This is a genomic window from Streptomyces sp. AN091965, assembly GCF_022698285.1.
Taxonomy (GTDB): Bacteria; Actinomycetota; Actinomycetes; order Streptomycetales; family Streptomycetaceae; genus Streptomyces.
This window is the reverse complement of the sequence record NZ_JALDMY010000001.1, coordinates 1,139,217-1,156,745: the sequence shown is the minus strand read 5'-3', so window position 1 is coordinate 1,156,745 and position 17,529 is coordinate 1,139,217. Positions and strand designations below refer to the sequence as shown.

The following is a 17,529-nucleotide window of genomic DNA, read 5'->3' as shown; positions in this document are numbered from 1 at the left end:
TCCGGCAGTGAACTATTCGGTCGGCTGAAGTCCTGACGAGAGCAGTGCCGCGTCCAGGACGTCCCACAACGCGCAGAGCGATTCCAGGAAGTCCTCCACGCCCTGGGCGATCTGGTCGCTGTTCGACGCATCCATGACGGACGACACGGCCTGGATCACATTCGCCTCGTGCTGCTGCTCGGCACCCGCGTCGCCCCAGTGCTCCGCCATGTAGTGCATTTCCGGCTCTTCGAGGTCGGTCTTGTAGTGACCGGAGTCGATGAGGGCGCGCTTCTCGCCGGGGATCAGGGACTGGTTGGAGATGATCTCAAGCGCGAGGGCCGTGCCCAGGTTGCGGACGGTGGTGTCGGCGTCGGAGGAGAAGCGGCGCTTGAACACCTCGATGGCGGCTGTGGCCTGAGCGGTCAGACCGGTCTCGCGGTCGTATCCGGGCAGCCCGGCGAGCAGCTGGTCCGACGACGTCTTGAGCCAGGCCTCGACCCGCTCGGTGTCGTACACGTCGTCGAAGACAGGGGCGCCGGTGCGGTTGACGATGTGGCCCGCCATCGTCGCGAGTTCGGGGCCGTGGCCGGACTCGCTGTCGACGATCTCCTCGATGAGGACGGCCTGCTCGTCCCAGCCGATGCCCCGCAGGGCGGTGGGGAAGTCGCCGCCGGGGCGGGTGGAGGCGCAGAACGACTGCACCTGGTGGAAGAGGGCGCCCGAGACCTCGGCCGTCGGGGGCCGCGCGGCCCAGTGGTCGTAGAGGGGGTGGTCGAAGACGCGGTGCGTCTTGATCCGGTCGATCAGCGTGTCGGTCGTCGTCATCGATTCCTACTCCGGTGAGGTGGGTGGGGCCCGGGGGGAAGCGCGGATGCGCCGGGAAGGGCGGGCCGACGCCGCTCAGGCGTACTGCAGCTGGGAGGGGTCGATCTTGGGCACGGAGAAGCCGATCTTCTCGATGTGCTGGGCGATCGCGGCCTTGTAGAGCTCGCGCAGCTCGCCGTTGTCGTGCTTGCGCAGACCCCACTTGACGGCGAGGCGGCCGCGCCGGGAGTCGGGTCGCCCGAACATGTCGAGCGCCATCGGGTAGAACTTGTCCAGCGCCTTCTGCGCCCGGTCACGGGCCTGGCCGCCCGTGTCGTAGGCCTCCTGCATCAGGCGCTTGCCGTAGCCGAAGTGCCGGGCCTCCTCCTTGAGGATCGCGTCGGCCTCGACGCGCAGCGGCCCGTAGGTGCTCGTGGTCATTTCCTTGATCTGGAAGTGGCCTTCGAGCTCGCAGAGGAAGCTGAACGCGGCGCGCTCCTCCCAGACGGTGACCTGGGTGGTCATGCTCTCGGCCGGGAAATAGCGCCGGTCGGCCACGGCCTGGTTCACCATGTGCGAGGTGTCGATGCCGAGCGGGGTGAGCAGCTTGGCGAAGCGGCGGAAATGGTCCACCTCTTCCATGCCGAACTTGAGGCATACGTAGCGCTCGTCGGCATTGGGTGCGAGGGGATAGAACGAATCGACGTAGGTGTCGCCTGCACTCAGCTCGCCCTCGCCATTGGCGAGCATCTGGTGTGTCAGTACCTCGTGGTATTCCTCGGGGAGTTCACCGACACTCTCCAGGTTTACAGTCTCCGAAAAGACGTCTCCCATACGAATCTCCTCCGGGTAGCCGAGAAATGGAGACTATCCGGCCGACTCGCGAGGTCGACAGGCCACGTTGGGGCCATATCACTGGGGCACGATGGGGGTATTCCGGTGGCTCTTTGGTGGTACTCCGGGCGCTTTCCGGGGCCCGGCCCGGGGCCCGGCGGGTCGGGGGAGCGCCGGGCCTCAGGCGCTGTCGCGCCGCGGCGGCCGGATGTAGGTGAGGGTGTGGTGGGAGACGAGCTTGCCCGCCGTGTCGGTCGTCTCGGCCGTGCCGTAGACGATCAGACGGCCGGGCCTGACGATCGTGGACTCGCAGATCAGGTCGGTGCGGGCCGGGCCGAGGAAGCTCGTCGTCATCTGCTGGGTGACGGACGGGTCGTCCTCGCCGAACAGCGACATGATCGCGATCCAGCAGGTCACGTCGGCGAGCGTCATGGCGCATCCGCCCTGCAGGACGCCGCCGGGGCGGAAGAGCTCGGGGCGCTGGGGCAGCGAGACCTTGGCGTGCCCCTTGGCGACGGCTTCCACCCTGAATCCCCACCAGGGGCCGAAGGGGCTGTTATCGAGGACAGCTTGGGCCGCGTCGACATCCATCATCGAAGGAACATAGCATCGTTCGGTATGTCGCCGCGCAGATCCAACGCAAAGCGCACTGAGGCCACCCGGGCCCAACTCATCGGAGTGGCGCGCCAGTTGTTCGGTGAGCGCGGGTACTCCGCCACGACCATCGCGGAGATCGCGCGGAGCGCCGGGCTCACGACCGGGGCGCTGTACCACCACTGGCCGGGCAAGGAGGCGCTGCTGGTGGACGTCGTGCACGACGTCCACCGGGAGCTCGCCGCCCGGATCCGGTCCGGCGAGGCGGTCGGCGCCATGGAGGCTCGCGGGGCGGACCGGGCGACCGAGGTCCGCGGGGCGGACCGGGCCGTTGAGGTCCGTGGGGCGGGCCACGCCACCGAGGGTCGTGGGGTGGTCCGTGTCACCGAGGTCCGTGAGGCGGACCACGCGACTGAGGTCCCTGGGGCGGGCCACGCCACCGAGGGGCGTGGGGCGGACCGCGCGACCAGGGGCCGTGAGGCGGCCCAGGTCGTCGAGGGGCGTGGGGCGGGCCGGGCCGTCGAAGGCGCGCCCGTCCCGCTGCTCCTGCGGTCCGGCCTGGAGTTCCTCGGCTTCTGCGCCGACCCCGCGGTCGCCCGGCTGCTCCTGCTCGACGCACCCGCGGTCCTCGGCTACGAGCGGTGGCGCCGGATCGACGAGCAGTGGTGGCTGTCGCCGACGATCCGCCTGGTGGAGCGGGCCCGCCTCGAGCGTGGCGGCCCCGGCGCCGCGGAGGCGGGCGCCGACGGGTCACGCCAGCTCGCGCTCGTGCTGCTCGGCGCCCTGACGTCCCTCGGCCACGAGGTCGCGATGAAGGGCGCCGCGACGGCCGTCAGCGCCGGACGGACCTATGAGGTGCTGCTCAAATCACTTCTCTGCTGACCCGCGGTGGCGCGGCCGCGGGCCGTTCCGTCCAGCGGGCCGAGCCGGGATACGAGGAGCGCGGCTTCCACGCGACTGGAGGCCGATAACTTTCCCATGGCGCGATGCACGTGTTTCTTCACCGTGTTCTCCGCGATATGCAGGGCGGACCCGATCTGTTTGTTCGTCATGCCGCCCGCGAGAAGGTGCAGTACGTCGCTCTCCCGTGAGGTGAGCGTCGACATCGCCCCCGAGGGCACCGTATTCGAACCGGCGTCGCTGATATCGCGGATGCGTTCGCGCGGAAAGAGATAGGCGGCGCAGCCGCGGTCGACCAGGGCGATCACGCTGGCGAATTCCTCCTGCAGGATCTCCAGGGCCATGAATCCGGCGACCTTGGCCCGTAACGCGTCCTGGACGGTGACGGCGGAGTCATGACACCAGAGCACGATGATCGAGACGTGCGGGCCGATGAGTTGGGCGAGACGGCGCAGACCGTCCCCCGAGAGTTTGCGGAGATTGAGGAGGACGATGTCGGGGTCCAGACAGTCGACGGCGGTCACGACGCCGGCCATGTCCTGGGCCACGCCGACCACATCGAGTCCGGGAGCTTCCCTGCTCATCGCCACGAGGCCGGATCGGGTCACGGCGCGGTCATCGGCGATCAGCAGTCGTATCTGAGCCATGTGCGGCTTCCTTTTCCCCCGTATGGCCGTCCGGGGCCTCTGTGGAGGCCGGGCGTCGGAGCGACCACAAGATCGAATAAGGTCAGATGGTGCCGACCTGTCCATGCGTCGCAATTGCCGTTGCTTTGGGCGGGAAAGGCGGCAATGCTGGCCATTTCCATGAACCGTCGGCATAGCGCAGTTCTTCACGGCATCGGGTCGATCAATGCTGAACCGGTGCGGAGCGAGTGCGAAGCGCCACAGTGGAGGTTCGCGTGCGGGTTGTCCGACGCGCACCCCTCACTCGTCTGAGTTTTCGTGCCGGTATCCGGCCATGCGGGCCACCTCCGGCTGCGCCAGGGCCGACGGGGAAAATCAGCCATGCGCGTGAGCGCCTCCGTCGCGCCCAAGATGCCACCCCTCGGCCGGACGTCAGGCTCACGGCGAGCGTACAACACGGTCACCTCCATGGGGAGATAAGAAGGAGATATTCCGGATTTGGTCATTGCGGGAGGCGCCCGGCTCGAATCGGTCATTCCCTCCCCGTGTGCGGTACAAGGAAGAGAGAGCGCGTTACGGACGATCTCGCTTCGGGGCGGCGGCCGTTCACCCTTCCGCCGGGAATCCGGTGAAGCGCCGTACGCCCGCCCCGTCCGCACCTACCGTGTAGTCCTCTCGTCGGCGCGGGCGCGCGTCGGCGTGCCGGGGCGGTGCGGAAGGGGCTGGGCCGTGCGCGACCAAGAGATCTTTCCGAAGCCCGCGGGGCCGCGGCGCCACGCGCTCGCCGTGGCCGTCGCGATCGGCCTGCTGGTGGGCTCCGCCGGGGGTCTCGGCGCCCATCTCCTGTGGCCCGGCGATGCCGACGACTCCGCCGGTGGCGGCCGGGCGCAGCCGTCGGCCGCCGCCTCGGCCCCTTCCCGGGCCGAGGCCGTGCGCGCCGCGATGCTGGCCCAGCGGCGGGTCGGCGTCGACGTCCTGGCCCGCGAGGGCGGTGACCCCGACTTCTTCACCGGCCAGGCCCGCCTCGATCTGCGCGACGGCTCCACCGTCCGGGCCGCGACCCACGTCCTGTACGACATGGGCGAGGGCCACCCCTGGTACCCGCCGGAGATCGTGCTGATCGGCGACCGCGCCGCCATCACCCCCCACAAGGAGATGACCGGCCCCGAGTACGGCCCGCAGGGCGCGTACCGCACCGAGCCCGACGCCACCGCCGCGGCGCGGGACGACGTCGCGCTGCGCAACGCCCTGGAGGCCCGGTGGCTGGCCGAGCCCGCGCATCTCGCGGCGCTCCTCGACGGCGCCACCGAACTGACCACGCGCCGCGCACGGGGCCTGCGCACCTTCACCGGCAGCACCCCCTTGCGCACCCTCGCCGCGGACCCGGCCGTCGGCCCTCTCTACCGCCCGTACGCCGCCGAGCGCCGTGACGGCGTCGTCCGCTTCACCCTCGTCGTGACGGCGCGCGATCTGCCCGAGTCGCTGAAGACCGAAGTGCCCTCGGCCTCCGGTGCCGATGACTTCCGCGTGGAGTACCGGGACTGGGCCAAGGGCGGGGAGATCACGGCACGACCGGGCCCCGCACCGGCGCCCCAGTGGACCGCGCTGCCCTAGGGGCGGCGGCCTCAGGCCCGCAGCTCTCCGTTCCACGGGATGACGGCCGCGAGGTAGGAGCCCATCTCGTTGAGGACCGGAGGTTCCGGCGCTCGCATGAAGCCGAGCACGGCTGCCACCGGCAGGCTGAGCAGCAGGATCTCCCGGCCCGTGCGGCCCGTGTCGGCGACCGAGGTCGCGCCGATGTACACCGTGCTGACCAGCAGGGCGGTGGTCAGGAGGTAGACGCGCAGCTTCCAGTCCTCGGGCGGGTGGTCGGCCGCGCACACGGCCGAGAACGCGTTGGCCGTGACCGCGACGGAGACGGGCAGGACGGCGAGCAGGGCGACGAAGACCAGTTGCAGGAGCCAGTACAGGAGCCGTTCGATGCCCTCCGTCACGGCGTGGGCGAGGTCGCGCAGATGGAGAGCCAGATCGAGCGCGAGGGGGACGGCCAGCTCCCACAGGACCTCGAAGAGCGCCGCGAGGCGGTGGAGCGGCTTCACGGTCGCGTCCCACGCCAGCTTGAGGCGCGGATCGGGCACGTCGTCAGCCGGGTGCGTCTGCTTGGCCGCACGAGCGGCCAAGCGGCGCAGCGCGCCGGGCAGCGTCGCCGACGAGGCGAGCGCGGTGAGAGTGCTCCATGCCCTTGCCTGCGTCAACTCCTCGATCAGCTCCCGCCGTTCGGCATCGAGCGTCGTTCCGTCGAGGACCAGGGCGCAGACCGTGTCGCACCACCAGGTCGACGGTTTGCGCTCTTCTCGCAGGGTGCGGTGCTGTTCGGTCCACCAGAAGGCCAGGTACCGGACGAGAGACGCGCATTGATCGGACGGCAGGGAAGGGTCCGCCAGCAGGGAGGCGAGCGCCCGCTGGCTCTCCTCTCGAGGAGAGGGCGAGGGTGGCAGCCGCTGCACCGCGTCGAACCGCGTCCTGACCGGAACCGTGGGATCGGCGATGACGGGAAGCAGAATGCGCACAGCGCGCAGTGGGGTTGTGCCAGGCACGCGGCTCAGGGCCTTGAGCCGTAGCTCGGTGCTCGTCGCCGGGTTCTCGGCCGCGGCCAGGAGCACTCGTTCCTGCTCCGTGCGGTTCGGGAGGTATCCGGCCGCTTCGATCCGCAACTCGGCCGGAAGCCCGGGCTCCGCCGCCACGACCGTGAGCAGGGCGGTGGCCCGCGGCGTGAAGTGGGCCAGGGTTCTGAGCAGGGCGAGCGCCCGGCCCCGTACATCGAGCGGCAGGTCGTCGCGGATGAGCTCCGCCATCGTCTCCGCGACCTGCGGGGCACAGACGTCGGTCAGCACGCGGGCGACCGCGATCCGCGTCGCAGCTGGTTCGCCGGTGTCCGCCATCCGTGCCCGGAGAGCCGCGATGCCCTCGGGAAGGCGCAGTGCGACCAGCGCCTGGGCCGCGGAGCTCCACACACGCGACGGAGTTCCGGGACGTGTCGCGTGGGCGAGCAGGGCCCGCGCGCCGCACGGGTCGTCCCGGCGGATGAGTTCCTCGGCTGCCCGTACGGTGTCGGGATGCGCGGGGTCCTCCGCCAAGGCGCGCAGGACCCGCGGACCGTGGCCGTCGCCGAGATCGGCCAAGGCCATGGCCGCGTTGAGCTGCTGGCCGGAGACGTGCCTCGACTGATCCGCCATGGTGGTCAGGATCCCCACGCCCCGGGCGTCGCCCATCCGGGCCAGGGCCACCGCGGCTTCGTGGTCTCCGAGCTGGGCCTTGCCGTGCAGAACGGCCGTGGCGGACCGCTGGGCGGCGGCATCGACCTCCGCCCCGTCCGCGACCAGTGTGGCGATGAGTTTCGCCCCGTCCGGGCCGGTGGCCAGGCGGCACAGGGCCTGCTGGAGCCCGCGCTGTCGCTTGTGTCCCCAGGCGTCGATGAGGAAGCGGGCGATCGAGTCGCCCGCCGGCTCGGCGGTCCTGGTCAGCCACACGGCCCACGCAGGCCAGCGGGGGCCGTGGCCGAACAGGCGACGGAACTCCGCCTGACTGCGCTCGGCGCTGTGGGCGATCCGCTTGGCGGTGAGGAACTCCGCGAAGGTCTGGTGGATGAAGACGAAGTCCTGACGCCGCTGCACGAGCAGTCCGCTGTCGCGCAGGAACTCGGGGAGGGCGTAGGCGAGCAGACCGGCCCACCTCCCGCGGCCCGGGTCCGCCTCGGCCGGGCAGGGCGTGGCGTGCCATGCGGTCAACAGGTCCACGGCCGGGCGCTTGTCGCCCTCGTACCGCTCCAGGGCGAGGCGTTCGATGTCGTCGGGCAGTCCCGCGCGGACCGCCTTGAGCGCGGTGACGCCGTGAGGGCCGCACCGGGACTCGGCCTCTTCCTCGATGCGCGGGTGCATCGTCCTGCTCCGGACCCAGCGCCGGTCGTCCAGGATCGCGTCGACGAAGGCGCGGTAGACGGCACTGCGCCCGCGGGGCAACGGCTTGCGCTGGTCCATCGCGAACAACTGGCAGAGCATGGAGGCCATCAGCGGGGTCCTGGCCGGCTCCGCCATCCCGGACGCGGAGAGCCGGTCCATGAAGCGGTCCTTCACCGCACAGGGATCGTCCAGCTCCAGGGCCGTGAACCACCGCTGGGCGAACTCCGGCAACTGGGCGGAGTCCAAGGGCAGCAGGTCGAAGCGGCGCAGGTCCGCGGGGTCTCCCTCCTCGGACGGCAGGGGGCGGGTCGTCACGAGGAAGCGGTAGTCGTCCCCGACGGACCCGGCCCGCACCTCGCCGATCTTCCGCAGCACCGTCGCCCGGGCCTCCGGGCCGCCCGCCTCGTCCAGTCCGTCCACGAGGATCAGCCAGCGCACCGCCGGGAGCGGAGGGCCGTCGAACCAGTGCGGGGGCCAGCCCGCCGCCGACGGGGCGGTGACGCCGTCCGCGGCGGCGGCGATCGCGGCGAGCGGCTGGACGTCCCCCTTGAACTCCTTGGCGTCCATCCGGACCGGAATCACTCCGGGCCGGGAGCCCTCCTCGCCCCAGCGGTCGGCCAGCTCCGCCACCGCGTGGCGCAGCAGGCTCGACTTGCCCGCGCCGGGAGCACCCACGAGGAGCACGTCCTCGTCGAGCTCGAACAGCGCCTCGGCCAGGATCCGCTCGCCGTCCTGCTGACGCGGGCGCCGTTCCCCGGACGGCTCGCCGGTGCCGTCGTGCCCCTGTGCCTCGCCCTTCCGCTCACCGTCGGCCGACTGCTGGTCCGCCCCGTCCGCGCCCGCCTCCGGCTCCTCGTCACGCGATGCCTCATCGGCGTAGCGGCGGACGTACACGATCGAAAGGGACGAGGGGGCCTTGCCCTCGATCGCCGGGTACGGGTGCTCCGCGTCGGCCGAGTCGGCGGCGGTCGTGAGGTACTCCCGCAGCCGTGGGGTCAGATACCGCCAGCCGGCGGCTTCGAGCTGGCTCTCGGTCAGCGCGCGCGGCCACTCGCCGCCCAGGGCCGCCCGTTCCGTGCCCGCGGGGCAGCGCGCCAGGATCTGCTCCACGGGCACCAGGTGAACGCTTCCGGAGAGGTCGGAGGTGCTGACCATGCCGCACACGGCCCCGGTCCGGACATTGATCACCGCGCTGCCGCTGCAGCCCGCGCCCACCAGCCCCTCCGCGCGGGGCAGCCACGGCGCGTCGGGCTCCTCGCTGCGCAGATCCGTGCCCTGGTAACGCAGGTTCGTGGACTGCCCCGCGTGGAAGCCGCCGACGGGATGGCCGTACGTCCACAGGTCGTCGCCGATCTCCACGACACCTGATGCCAGGACCGGCGGGAGGTCGGCGTCCGACGTGCGGGGCCGGTCGGTGATCCGCAACAGGACCAGGTCGAGGCCGCTCTCCCGGTCCCGTACGTACGAGTCGCGCACGGGTTCCAGCCGGAGCTCGCGTCCGAGGGCCACGACGCGTCCTCGTACGCGGGCCGGGAGCAGGTCCTCGCGCTCGGCGACGACGTGCGCACAGGTCACCACCAGACCGCGCGCCACGACGAACCCGGTGCCGACCTCTCCGGAGGGCGGCTGGAGGCGTACGGTCGCCGCCTTCAGAAGTCCTTCCCAGCCGGTCGAGGCCGCCCGGATCACGGGGTCGGGGGCCTTTCCCATTCCAGCTCCACCACGAAGGCCGAAGACGTCCGTGCCTTGCCGACCACGGCGACGACGGAGCCCGACTCGACGGCGAACTCGCAGCCGAACTGGACCCGCACGCGGGTCGCGTCGATCTGCCGCAGCCGGGCCACCACCGCCCGTGCCGTGCTCGTCAGCCCTTCGAGGGCCTCGTCCAGGCTGCGGCGGGCGCGGCCGGAAACCTCCCGCTCCTCGCCGTACCGGCCGTCGAGCTCGCTGACGGCCATGTAGACCGTCTGCCCCTCCACATCCAGCGGGATCAGCTGATCCGCCGCACCGCCGAGCCGTCCATCGCGCACGTTTCCCCCCACAGCACCCATGCGACAAGTAGCCGAACCAGTACGTAGAGTATCCCCAACGTGGCTGGAACACGGCGGAGTTGGGACTCCGTGACGCCAAGGGGGCCGCCGAGGGGCCGTGCCCGGTCCGCCGCGCGGGGCCGCCGCCGATCAGGCCGTCGGCTCGTCCTGGCGTCGGCGCACCATCTCGGTGATCCAGACGGGTGCGAACGGAGACGTGCAGCCCGGGGGCGTGGGGTAGTCCTTGAGCACGCCCAGGCGCTCGCCGATGGCGATCGCGCGGGCGCGGTGGGCGGGGTGCTCGATGCCGATCCGGGCCAGGCAGTGGTTCATCGCCCACTGCAGACGGTCGGGGGCGTCCTTCAGCTCCGCCTCGATGACGTCGAGGAGTCCCGCGAGGTCGAGGCCCTCGGGCTTCTTCGCCACGCGCTCGGTGGTCAGCGCCCAGCCCGCGCTCGCGACTACGGGGTCGGCGTCGGCGGACCAGGCCAGCCGCAGCTCCTCGGCGTGCGGGTTCTTCTTCACCACGTAGTTCACGAGCCAGTCGTGGACCTTGGGCGTGCGCGCCGCGCGCAGCATGGCGTCCAGCTCGGCGCGCGTGAAGGCCTTCGGGCGGCAGATCAGGAGCGCGAGCAGCCGCGCCGCGGTGTCGTCCGTGGCCCAGAGCCCGGTCGCCAGTTCCTGCTGGGTCTTCAGACGCTTCGCGAGTGCGCGCAGCTTGCCGAGGTTCACCCCGTGGTCGTCGCCGTGCTTCTCGTTCACCGCGCGCGCCTTCGGGTCCTCCAACGCGGCCAGCTCGGCCATCACCTCGGCGACCGTCGTCCCGGTCGGCGTCGTCTCGGCCACCTCGGTCTCCTGCCCTTCAGATACGGCTTTCAGCCTAGGCCGGAAGGCGGCGAGCGGTCCTGCGGGGATCCGCCACGCGCGGCGGAGGCGGGCTCCCTGCTGCGCCGCGCGCGAGTGAGCGGCTGGGCCTCCGGATGCGTCCTCCGAGCCCGCAACTCGTCCCCGAACGAGTGAGGTTACGAGAGACAAACGGTGCGTTCAGGTATGCCTGGCGGCGGCAATACCGCCCCCCACCTCCCGAAAGGCCAGTCATGCGCGTCCGCCTCGCCCTCGGTGCCGCCGCGAACACCCTGCTCATCGCGGGCCTCGCCGCCGCCACGCCCGCCCACGCGGGCCGGTTCGACGACCTGACCGTCAACGGCACCGGCACGGTCGCCGCCGACGGCACCATCACGCTCTCCGGCACGTACCGCTGTCTGCCCGACGGCTCCCCGGGGCCGGTCTTCGTCAGCAGCACCCTCGTCCAGGGCGACGAGTCCACCGGCATCGGCGGCACCCACGCGGTCTGCGACGGCCAGGTCCGCGAGTGGACCAACAGCAGCAAGGGCACCGGTTCCCGCTACGAGCGGGGCGAGGCCACCGTGCGGGCCCACCTGATGAAGCTGTCCACGAAGAGCGGCCTGCCGATGCCGCAGCCGCTCGCCCGCGAGGAGGCCCAGGTCCAGCTCGGCTAGCCGGAGACGTACGGCAACCGGCGTCATGGCGGTGGCCCGGCCCCACTACCGGGGCCGGGCCACCGCCATGACGTCAGGCGTCGAGCGCCGCCAGCTCCGCGTTGGCGCGCTCGGCGACCAGGGCGAGGACGCGCCCGGCCGCGGCCAGGTCCTCGGTGGGTATGCCGCCCCAGATGCGGGCGCTGACGGGGGCGGTCTCCGCTCCTGCGGCGGCGAGCAGCTCGCGCCCCGCGTCCGTGGGAACGAGGTGCGCGCCGTCCGCGACGAGCAGCCCCTTGGTCACCAGCTCGTCGAGGGTGGCGCGGAGGTCGGCCGGATCGGCTTTGAGGGAGTCCCGGACCTGTGCGACGAGGTCCTCCGGCGTCCGCGGGGCATCGGCCGTGACGGCGGCGCGCAGGGCGATCTGCTGCTGGAACGTGACGCCGTGCCGGGCCAGGACGCGCTCCAGGACGCCGCGCGCGGCGTAGTGCGCCAGACCGAGGGCGCGGGCGTCGGCGAGGGGCGCGGTGGCTGCGGATGCGGTGGTGGTCATGGCGTTCTCCCCTGAGTGATCTCGTCGTTCGGTACGGCGCAAGCGTTCGGTACGGCGGAAGCGGTCGGCATGGCCGGAAGGTGTCGCGCGGCCGCAGTGAGAGGTGCGTCGAGCAGGGTTCTGAGCTCGTCGGTGAACTCCCGCGTGCGCGGTGCGTCGAGGCCGCCGAGCGGCTCCAGGAGCTGCCCGAGCAACTCCTGGACCACCGCGACGGCCTCCCGGGTGACGGTCTGGCCCTCCTCGGTGAGGGCGAGCTGGACCGCGCGCGGGTCGCGGGGGTCGCGGGCGCGCTCGACGAGCCCGGCCGACTCCAGGGCGCGCGCCAGCTTCGAGACGTACAGCGCCTCCAGGCCGGTGTGGTCGGCGAGCCGCCGCTGACTGGGCCGCTCACCGCCGCACTGCATGCCGTACAGCGACGCCACCAAGGAGTACTGCGCGTGAGTGAGGCCCAGCGGGGCCACCGCGCGATCGACCGCGACGCGCCATTTGTTGGCGAGCCGCCATACCAGGAAGCCGGGCGTGGGACACGGTGAACCCTTGCTCATGCCGAATAGAGTACATAGCTACTATGTCCATGGCTACTATTTTCCGAGCGGCTTCGCCACGGCTGCGGCACCGGCCTGCGGTCACGAGCGCGTCATGGGTGGCCGGACCTGTGAGGATCCAGCGCAGGAACGTGACGCTGTCCGGTACGAGGGCGAGGACCATGTTCGGGAAGACTCCCGCGACCATCACCCCGGACGACGGCCGGGCGCCGAGCCCGGGGAGGAGCGAACCGGCCTGCGGCTCGCCGTCCACGCCCGGCTCCAAGGTGGCCGCGTGCGTGCCCATGTGGTGGCAGTTCTCCGAGCCGTTCCCGAAGACCACCTTCCAGTTCGCCGGTACGTTCTCCCAGCGCGCCGTGCCGTCGGGCCGCCCTCGGGCCCTCGTGTCGTACCCGAGGCCGGTTGGCCCCTGTCGGAGCCGGGTGCGGGGGAGTAGACCAGAGGCATGGCGCGGTGTGCGTCCGAGGCCGGCAGCGCCGCCCGAGGCCACGGCTCCTTCGAGGCTTCGCAGGCTGCTGCCCGGGGCGTCCCGGACGGAGGCGATGCCGACGGGGCGGCGGCCGTCACCGGGGGTGGTGGCGGCCGCGTGCGTCCGCAGGCGCACTCGGCCTGCGGACGCACTCCTCGACGGGTACCCAGGGGGCGTGGATTCCCTGATGGGCTCGGTACCCGGAGGCCACCGCCCGCTGCGGGTACCCGGTACCGGAGCCGTCATGCACCGTCACCGCGGAGCCGTTCGCGGAGGGTTATAGGCCGCCCCCTTCGCAGACGCGCCGGGCGACCTCGCGGAGCTTGACGTTGTTCTCCTGGGAGTAGCGGCGCAGCACGTCGAAGGCCTGCTCCTCGGTGAGGCGGTGGCTTCCCATGAGGATGCCCATGGCCTCGCCGATGAGGTGGCGGGTGGCGACGGCCTGCTCCATCTGGGCGTGGGTTCGGGCGCTGGAGAAGGCCACCGCCGCGTGGGAGGCGAGGAGCCAGCCGGCCAGCTCGCTGGCCTCGGTGAAGGCGCCGGGCTCGTGGGAGTAGAGGTTCAGCGCGCCGAGGTCCGTGTCCTCGGTGAACAGCAGGAAGCCCATCATGCTGCCCACGCCGAGCCGGTGGGCCCGCGGGGCGTAGGCGGGCCAGCGCGGCTGTTCCTTGCTGAAGTCCGCGATGCGGAAGACCCGGGCGCCGCGGGAGCTGCGGGCGGCGTCGAAGCACGGTCCTTCCCCCACCCGCCCTTGGAGCCGATCGCTGTCCACGACCAGTTGGGAGGTGGGTGCGAGCGTCTCCACGTCCTTGCCGTGCAGGACGAGGATGCCCGCCGCGTCACAGCCCTCCACCAGCTCCGTGGCGGACGCGGTGATGCGCCGCAGGGTGTCGTCGACCGATGTCTGCGCCAGGAGTTCCCGCGCCATCGCCGCCATCTGCTGTGCGAACCGGGCCCAGTTCATGCCGCCTCCGCGTCTCGGCTACGTCCCGGAGGAATCGCTTACCCGGCTTTCCGTGCCGCCACAAGTGTGCGGGGCGCGCGGTGTCGGCGAGCGCTGCCCCTGGGGCGCGTCACGGCCGCCAGTACAGCGCGGGGTCCGGGTGGTCGGCGAACCCGAGGTCGCGGTAGAGGGGCTCGCCGTCGGGGGAGGCGTGGAGGTCGACGCGGGCGGCTCCCCGCTCGCGGAACCAGTCGAGCAGCCCCCGCATGATCGCGCGGCTGTGGCCGCGCCGCCGGTGGACGGGGTCGGTGACCACGCCGAGGACGAACCCGATCCGTCCGTTGCGCAGGTGCGGGCCCGGCAGCCGCTGCTCGATGGTGCCGATGCCGCAGGCGGCGAGCCCGTCGTCGCCCTCCACGACCAGGATGCGTACGGCGTCCGAACCCAGCTGTTCTTTGAGGACCGTGGCGAGTTGGTGCCGCCACTCCTCGTCCTCCGCCGTGGGGTTGAAGAACTCGCCGCCGAGGGTCTCGAACAGCAGCGCCCGCAGGCGTACGAGCTCCGGGACGTCGTCTTCCACTGCCTGGCGTATATGCGACATGTAATGACCCTATGGCGCGGTGAACGCTTACGGCAAGGGGTGGTTGGTCAGCCCAGGAACGCCGTCACGGTGCTCACGAAGCGCTGCGCGTCGTCGAGCCACGGGTGATGCCCGGCGCCCGGCTGCGTCACCAGCTCGGCGCGCGGGAACAGCGCGGCGAGCTCGGCCATGGCCGGGGGCGGGGAGTTGAGGTCGACCTCCCCGGCGAGCAGCAGGACCGGCGCGGTGAAACGGGCGAGCGCCACGCGGGTCTCGGCCGGACGGAAGGCGCCCTCCGCGCTGAAGGCCCGGACGACCTCGCTGTTCTTCTGCTCGGCGTCGGCCGCCTGGAGGGCCTGCGCGGCCTCGTCCCACCGGCCGTGCAGGAAGGGGGCGATGGCCTCCCAGGAGCCGCCCGTCGCCCGCCCCGCCGTGATCGCCTCCAGGGCCGCGTACGCCTCCGGGAACCAGGGCTCGGCGGCGCGCAGCCGCGCGGTCCTGCGGCGCACGTCCGCGCTGATCTCGATGCCGACGGCCAGGACGCTCGGCGTGATCAGGGTGAGCGTGCCGACGCGGTCCGGGTGCTCGCTCGCGTACTGAACCGCCACGTTGGCGCCCGCGCAGTGCGCGAGCAGGTCCATGGTCTCCAGGCCGAGGTGCTCGCGCAGCGCCTCGACGTCCGCGACGAGCCGGTCGCTGCGGCAGCTGCCGAGGTCCGCCGGGACCTCGGACCTGCCGGTGCCGCGCAGGTCGAGCAGGACCAGCTCCCGGTGCGCGGAGAGCCCGCCGAGATCGCCGAGGTAGACGGAGTCCCGCATGCCACCGGGCAGGCAGACCAGCGGCGACCCGGCACCGGACACGCGGTAAGCGATCTTGGTTCCGTCGTACGAGGAGAACGTAGGCATGGGCGTGACCTTGTCAGGGGAGCGCGGGGCGGGCAAGTGGGTTAGGCGGCCTCGCGGAGCTGGACCGTGGTCACTGCGGTGACATCGGCAGGGCGGTTGCGGAAACTCGAAATGCCCCCGTGCGGTGCAACAGCCGAGTTGCTGCATCGCACGGGAGCGGATGGCGTCCGGCCGCGTGGCCTTACGTGCGGCCGATCTCCAGATCCGCGGTGATCAGCACGGTGGCCTCCGCGGAGAACTCGTAATTCGATTCGTTCCGCACATCGGGCCTGCCGGACATGAAGAATTCCGCGACGACCTTACCGCTTTGGTAGTCCTCGGGATCCAGCCGCAGCTTTATCGACTGCTTGCCGAGCTCCCAGTCCTCCTCCCTGCCGCCGTGATAGGCGGTGAACTCGTAGGACTGCAGGGATACGGCCCAGACGCGATGGTCACGGTAGTCCCGGCAGATGGGACTGTGAAACTCGAAGGGCTGCTCGTCCGCCGCCGGCTTCGAGATCGACTGCCGACCCACCTTCTTTTCGTTCTGGCGGAGCGCGGACAGCACTCAGGTACGGGGTGGCACAAGCCGGGACGAGGAGCCCGGTGCGGCAGAGGGCGTGGGCGAACGCCGCCGTCCCGGTCGGCGCTTGGAAACGGTGAAGGCCCCCTCCGTGCGGAGGGGGCCTTCGTGTGGAGCGCCCGGCAGGCCTTGCACCTGCATTTCCCATCGGATGATGGACGTCTTTCCTTGGACCACAGACGCGTGACTCCCGTGCCCTGCACCGGAGTTACGTGAAGATCGTACACCGGCCGCGAGGTGGCCCGGCACCACCCGCCGCGGTCCTCCGGCGCCCGCGATCGCCGCGTGGGCCGGTCCGGGCAGGGGCCTTGACGGAGCCGATGTGAACACTTCGCGGAGTCTCGCCCGCCGTGCCCTTCCCTGACTAGGGTCGCCACGGCCATGACAGTCACTGCAAGGGAGCGCACATGACAGTGGTACGAGGACCGGAGGACTTACGCCGCCGGGCGGACGAGGGAGATGAGGGCGCACAGCTTGAGCTCGGCCAGTGGTACGCCGACAACGGGCATCTGCGTCAGGCGCTGAAGTGTCTGGCACCGCAGGCCAAGGCAGGCAACGGCCGGGCCCTGGAGCAGATCACCGCCGTGATGATCTCGCTCGCCCGCAGCGACTCCCGCTACCGGCCGTCCACCGAAGCGTTGCTGCGGAGCCGGGCCGAGCGGCAGGGGCCTGGGTTCCTCCTGGCGCTGGCTCACGAGATGCGGTCCTGGACGGGCAGGGCACTCGACGCGCAACACCTCCTGATCGGCCTGATGGGAGAGGCGGAAGCGAGAGAGGCGGCTCTCACCGAACTGGCCGACATGGATCATGGCAACCCCCAATTCGCTGTCCGATGGCGCTGCGTGGCCATGGAGTCGGACGGTTGGCGGCACTGGGGGCGGAGCCAGCGCTCGCAGGTGCTGGAGCGTCTGGAGGATCTTCTGAGGGACCTTCCGCGTGACCGGGCGGGGTGCGACCTGAACCACCGGGCACAGATGGCTCTGTATCGGGCGCAGCGTGCCGAGCGCGGTCCGGATCCGGTGCCCATAGATCTGGGCGACGCGGCGACGATCGTAGGGACCGCGACCGCCGTGCCCCTCGTCCACGCCTTCGCGACGCAGGCGGGTGCGGACGTCTACGCCTGGGTGCGACAGATCTTCAGCCGCGCTCTGGGGCGCGAGAGCGACGAACTGACGGAGCGGACCGACGTGGCCGCCCTGTACGTCGTGGGGGACAGGGCGGCCAACACCTGGTTGGAGATGCGCGGCCGTCCCACGGACGAGGCGCTGGCCAAGCTCGCCGAGACCGACCTGGAGACCCTGGCCGCCCCCGACCCGCGGGGGCGGGCCGTCGTCGTCTGCTGGGTCCCCGAGGCCGGGGAGTGGCAGCGACGGCTCCGGTAGCCCGGCAGCCCTGGACCGCGGCGATGCTCAAGGGAGGGGTCAGGTGACAGCGGAGGTGTGACCTCGCGCAGGTGTACGCGGGCCGGACGGTCAGTCGGTCAGGCGATCGCCCCGGCCACCCCGGTGCGGCCCTCCGGGACCCCGGCGATGGTCACGATGAAGATCCCCGTACCGGAGGCGCTGCGGTCCTTCGCCCTCGCGCCCGAGCACCAGGCGGCGATCGCCGCGTGGCTCGCCCCCGGGGCCGCCGCGTGGCGCACGGCGCCGGCTCCGCTGACGCCGGATCAGCGGAGGATGTTCATCGATACGCTCCTGGCGTACGAGGCGGCCGTGAGCCGAGAGCCGTCCTGTCGGGCGTGGCG

General features: G+C 71.6%; 18 protein-coding genes. 4 read left to right on the top strand and 14 right to left on the bottom strand.

Features of this window, described 5'->3' with window-relative positions:
- Nucleotides 1-12: 12 nt before the first annotated feature.
- The 3 genes from MQV74_RS04410 to MQV74_RS04400 form a co-directional block, all read right to left on the bottom strand.
- Nucleotides 13-807, bottom strand: coding sequence for a hypothetical protein (locus MQV74_RS04410; protein ID WP_242714693.1), 795 nt, complete (start codon nucleotides 805-807; stop codon nucleotides 13-15).
- A 75-nt stretch (nucleotides 808-882) separates the two neighbouring features.
- A complete protein-coding gene (locus tag MQV74_RS04405; RefSeq protein WP_242714692.1) occupies nucleotides 883-1,620 on the bottom strand; it encodes a Phenylacetic acid catabolic protein in 738 nt (245 codons plus the stop codon).
- A 180-nt stretch (nucleotides 1,621-1,800) separates the two neighbouring features.
- The gene (locus tag MQV74_RS04400) at nucleotides 1,801-2,214 is read right to left on the bottom strand and encodes a PaaI family thioesterase (protein ID WP_242714691.1); all 414 of its coding nucleotides are present in this window, start codon (nucleotides 2,212-2,214) and stop codon (nucleotides 1,801-1,803) included.
- Between the two features lie 24 nt (nucleotides 2,215-2,238).
- Here MQV74_RS04400 and MQV74_RS04395 point away from each other — a divergent pair, with 24 nt between their 5' ends.
- Nucleotides 2,239-3,096 (top strand): TetR/AcrR family transcriptional regulator, encoded by an 858-nt coding sequence (locus MQV74_RS04395; RefSeq protein ID WP_242714690.1) that lies wholly within the window; start codon nucleotides 2,239-2,241, stop codon nucleotides 3,094-3,096.
- On the opposite strand, the gene MQV74_RS04390 is transcribed toward MQV74_RS04395, so the two are convergent.
- A complete protein-coding gene (locus MQV74_RS04390; protein WP_242714689.1) occupies nucleotides 3,063-3,761 on the bottom strand; it encodes a response regulator transcription factor in 699 nt (232 codons plus the stop codon). The genes MQV74_RS04395 and MQV74_RS04390 overlap by 34 nt on opposite strands.
- A 708-nt stretch (nucleotides 3,762-4,469) precedes the next feature.
- Here MQV74_RS04390 and MQV74_RS04385 point away from each other — a divergent pair.
- Nucleotides 4,470-5,354, top strand: coding sequence for a hypothetical protein (locus MQV74_RS04385; RefSeq protein ID WP_242714688.1), 885 nt, complete (start codon nucleotides 4,470-4,472; stop codon nucleotides 5,352-5,354).
- Between the two features lie 11 nt (nucleotides 5,355-5,365).
- Here MQV74_RS04385 and MQV74_RS04380 read toward each other — a convergent pair whose 3' ends face one another.
- The 3 genes from MQV74_RS04380 to MQV74_RS04370 form a co-directional block, all read right to left on the bottom strand.
- On the bottom strand, nucleotides 5,366-9,409 hold the full coding sequence (locus MQV74_RS04380) for a trypsin-like peptidase domain-containing protein (RefSeq protein WP_242714687.1): 4,044 nt from the start codon (nucleotides 9,407-9,409) through the stop codon (nucleotides 5,366-5,368).
- Nucleotides 9,385-9,729, bottom strand: a complete 345-nt coding sequence (locus tag MQV74_RS04375) for a CU044_2847 family protein (protein WP_242714686.1) — start codon at nucleotides 9,727-9,729, stop codon at nucleotides 9,385-9,387. The genes MQV74_RS04380 and MQV74_RS04375 overlap by 25 nt, the downstream gene beginning before the upstream one ends.
- Nucleotides 9,730-9,879: 150 nt before the next feature.
- Entirely contained in the window at nucleotides 9,880-10,533 is a 654-nt protein-coding gene (locus MQV74_RS04370) for a DNA alkylation repair protein (protein WP_278194444.1), read from the bottom strand.
- 293 nt (nucleotides 10,534-10,826) lie between these two features.
- On the opposite strand from MQV74_RS04370, the gene MQV74_RS04365 reads away from it, so the two are divergent.
- On the top strand, nucleotides 10,827-11,249 hold the full coding sequence (locus MQV74_RS04365) for a DUF6299 family protein (RefSeq protein WP_242714684.1): 423 nt from the start codon (nucleotides 10,827-10,829) through the stop codon (nucleotides 11,247-11,249).
- 73 nt (nucleotides 11,250-11,322) lie between these two features.
- Here MQV74_RS04365 and MQV74_RS04360 read toward each other — a convergent pair whose 3' ends face one another.
- The 6 genes from MQV74_RS04360 to MQV74_RS04335 form a co-directional block, all read right to left on the bottom strand.
- Nucleotides 11,323-11,781 (bottom strand): MarR family transcriptional regulator, encoded by a 459-nt coding sequence (locus MQV74_RS04360; RefSeq protein WP_242714683.1) that lies wholly within the window; start codon nucleotides 11,779-11,781, stop codon nucleotides 11,323-11,325.
- Nucleotides 11,778-12,326 carry a MarR family winged helix-turn-helix transcriptional regulator gene (locus MQV74_RS04355; RefSeq protein ID WP_242714682.1) on the bottom strand — a complete coding sequence of 183 codons (549 nt, stop codon included), beginning with the start codon at nucleotides 12,324-12,326 and terminating at the stop codon, nucleotides 11,778-11,780. The genes MQV74_RS04360 and MQV74_RS04355 overlap by 4 nt, the downstream gene beginning before the upstream one ends.
- A 746-nt stretch (nucleotides 12,327-13,072) precedes the next feature.
- Nucleotides 13,073-13,759, bottom strand: coding sequence for a GAF and ANTAR domain-containing protein (locus tag MQV74_RS04350; RefSeq protein WP_242714681.1), 687 nt, complete (start codon nucleotides 13,757-13,759; stop codon nucleotides 13,073-13,075).
- Between the two features lie 109 nt (nucleotides 13,760-13,868).
- Nucleotides 13,869-14,339 carry a GNAT family N-acetyltransferase gene (locus MQV74_RS04345; protein ID WP_242714680.1) on the bottom strand — a complete coding sequence of 157 codons (471 nt, stop codon included), beginning with the start codon at nucleotides 14,337-14,339 and terminating at the stop codon, nucleotides 13,869-13,871.
- Between the two features lie 47 nt (nucleotides 14,340-14,386).
- Nucleotides 14,387-15,223, bottom strand: coding sequence for an alpha/beta fold hydrolase (locus tag MQV74_RS04340; protein WP_242714679.1), 837 nt, complete (start codon nucleotides 15,221-15,223; stop codon nucleotides 14,387-14,389).
- 181 nt (nucleotides 15,224-15,404) lie between these two features.
- Complete coding sequence (locus tag MQV74_RS04335) at nucleotides 15,405-15,770, bottom strand: hypothetical protein (RefSeq protein ID WP_242714678.1); 366 nt, start codon at nucleotides 15,768-15,770, stop codon at nucleotides 15,405-15,407.
- Nucleotides 15,771-16,192: 422 nt separating this feature from the next.
- On the opposite strand from MQV74_RS04335, the gene MQV74_RS04330 reads away from it, so the two are divergent.
- Nucleotides 16,193-17,167, top strand: coding sequence for a hypothetical protein (locus tag MQV74_RS04330; protein ID WP_242714677.1), 975 nt, complete (start codon nucleotides 16,193-16,195; stop codon nucleotides 17,165-17,167).
- A 98-nt stretch (nucleotides 17,168-17,265) separates the two neighbouring features.
- Here MQV74_RS04330 and MQV74_RS04325 read toward each other — a convergent pair whose 3' ends face one another.
- Nucleotides 17,266-17,427: a hypothetical protein gene (locus MQV74_RS04325; RefSeq protein WP_242714676.1), complete on the bottom strand. Its 162-nt coding sequence runs from the start codon at nucleotides 17,425-17,427 to the stop codon at nucleotides 17,266-17,268.
- Between the last annotated feature and the right edge of the window lie 102 nt (nucleotides 17,428-17,529).

Excerpts from the sequence above, each read along its gene's own strand:
- MQV74_RS04380 (WP_242714687.1), bottom strand. The coding sequence starts at position 9,409 with ATGGGAAAGGCCCCCGACCCCGTGATCCGGGCGGCCTCGACCGGCTGG.
- MQV74_RS04345 (WP_242714680.1), bottom strand. The coding sequence starts at position 14,339 with ATGTCGCATATACGCCAGGCAGTGGAAGACGACGTCCCGGAGCTCGTA.
- MQV74_RS04405 (WP_242714692.1), bottom strand. The coding sequence starts at position 1,620 with ATGGGAGACGTCTTTTCGGAGACTGTAAACCTGGAGAGTGTCGGTGAA.
- MQV74_RS04395 (WP_242714690.1), top strand. The coding sequence starts at position 2,239 with ATGTCGCCGCGCAGATCCAACGCAAAGCGCACTGAGGCCACCCGGGCC.
- MQV74_RS04340 (WP_242714679.1), bottom strand. The coding sequence starts at position 15,223 with ATGCCTACGTTCTCCTCGTACGACGGAACCAAGATCGCTTACCGCGTG.
- MQV74_RS04365 (WP_242714684.1), top strand. The coding sequence starts at position 10,827 with ATGCGCGTCCGCCTCGCCCTCGGTGCCGCCGCGAACACCCTGCTCATC.
- MQV74_RS04370 (WP_278194444.1), bottom strand. The coding sequence starts at position 10,533 with ATGGCCGAGCTGGCCGCGTTGGAGGACCCGAAGGCGCGCGCGGTGAAC.
- MQV74_RS04360 (WP_242714683.1), bottom strand. The coding sequence starts at position 11,781 with ATGACCACCACCGCATCCGCAGCCACCGCGCCCCTCGCCGACGCCCGC.
- MQV74_RS04355 (WP_242714682.1), bottom strand. The coding sequence starts at position 12,326 with ATGAGCAAGGGTTCACCGTGTCCCACGCCCGGCTTCCTGGTATGGCGG.
- MQV74_RS04390 (WP_242714689.1), bottom strand. The coding sequence starts at position 3,761 with ATGGCTCAGATACGACTGCTGATCGCCGATGACCGCGCCGTGACCCGA.
- MQV74_RS04410 (WP_242714693.1), bottom strand. The coding sequence starts at position 807 with ATGACGACGACCGACACGCTGATCGACCGGATCAAGACGCACCGCGTC.
- MQV74_RS04400 (WP_242714691.1), bottom strand. The coding sequence starts at position 2,214 with ATGATGGATGTCGACGCGGCCCAAGCTGTCCTCGATAACAGCCCCTTC.
- MQV74_RS04330 (WP_242714677.1), top strand. The coding sequence starts at position 16,193 with ATGACAGTGGTACGAGGACCGGAGGACTTACGCCGCCGGGCGGACGAG.
- MQV74_RS04350 (WP_242714681.1), bottom strand. The coding sequence starts at position 13,759 with ATGAACTGGGCCCGGTTCGCACAGCAGATGGCGGCGATGGCGCGGGAA.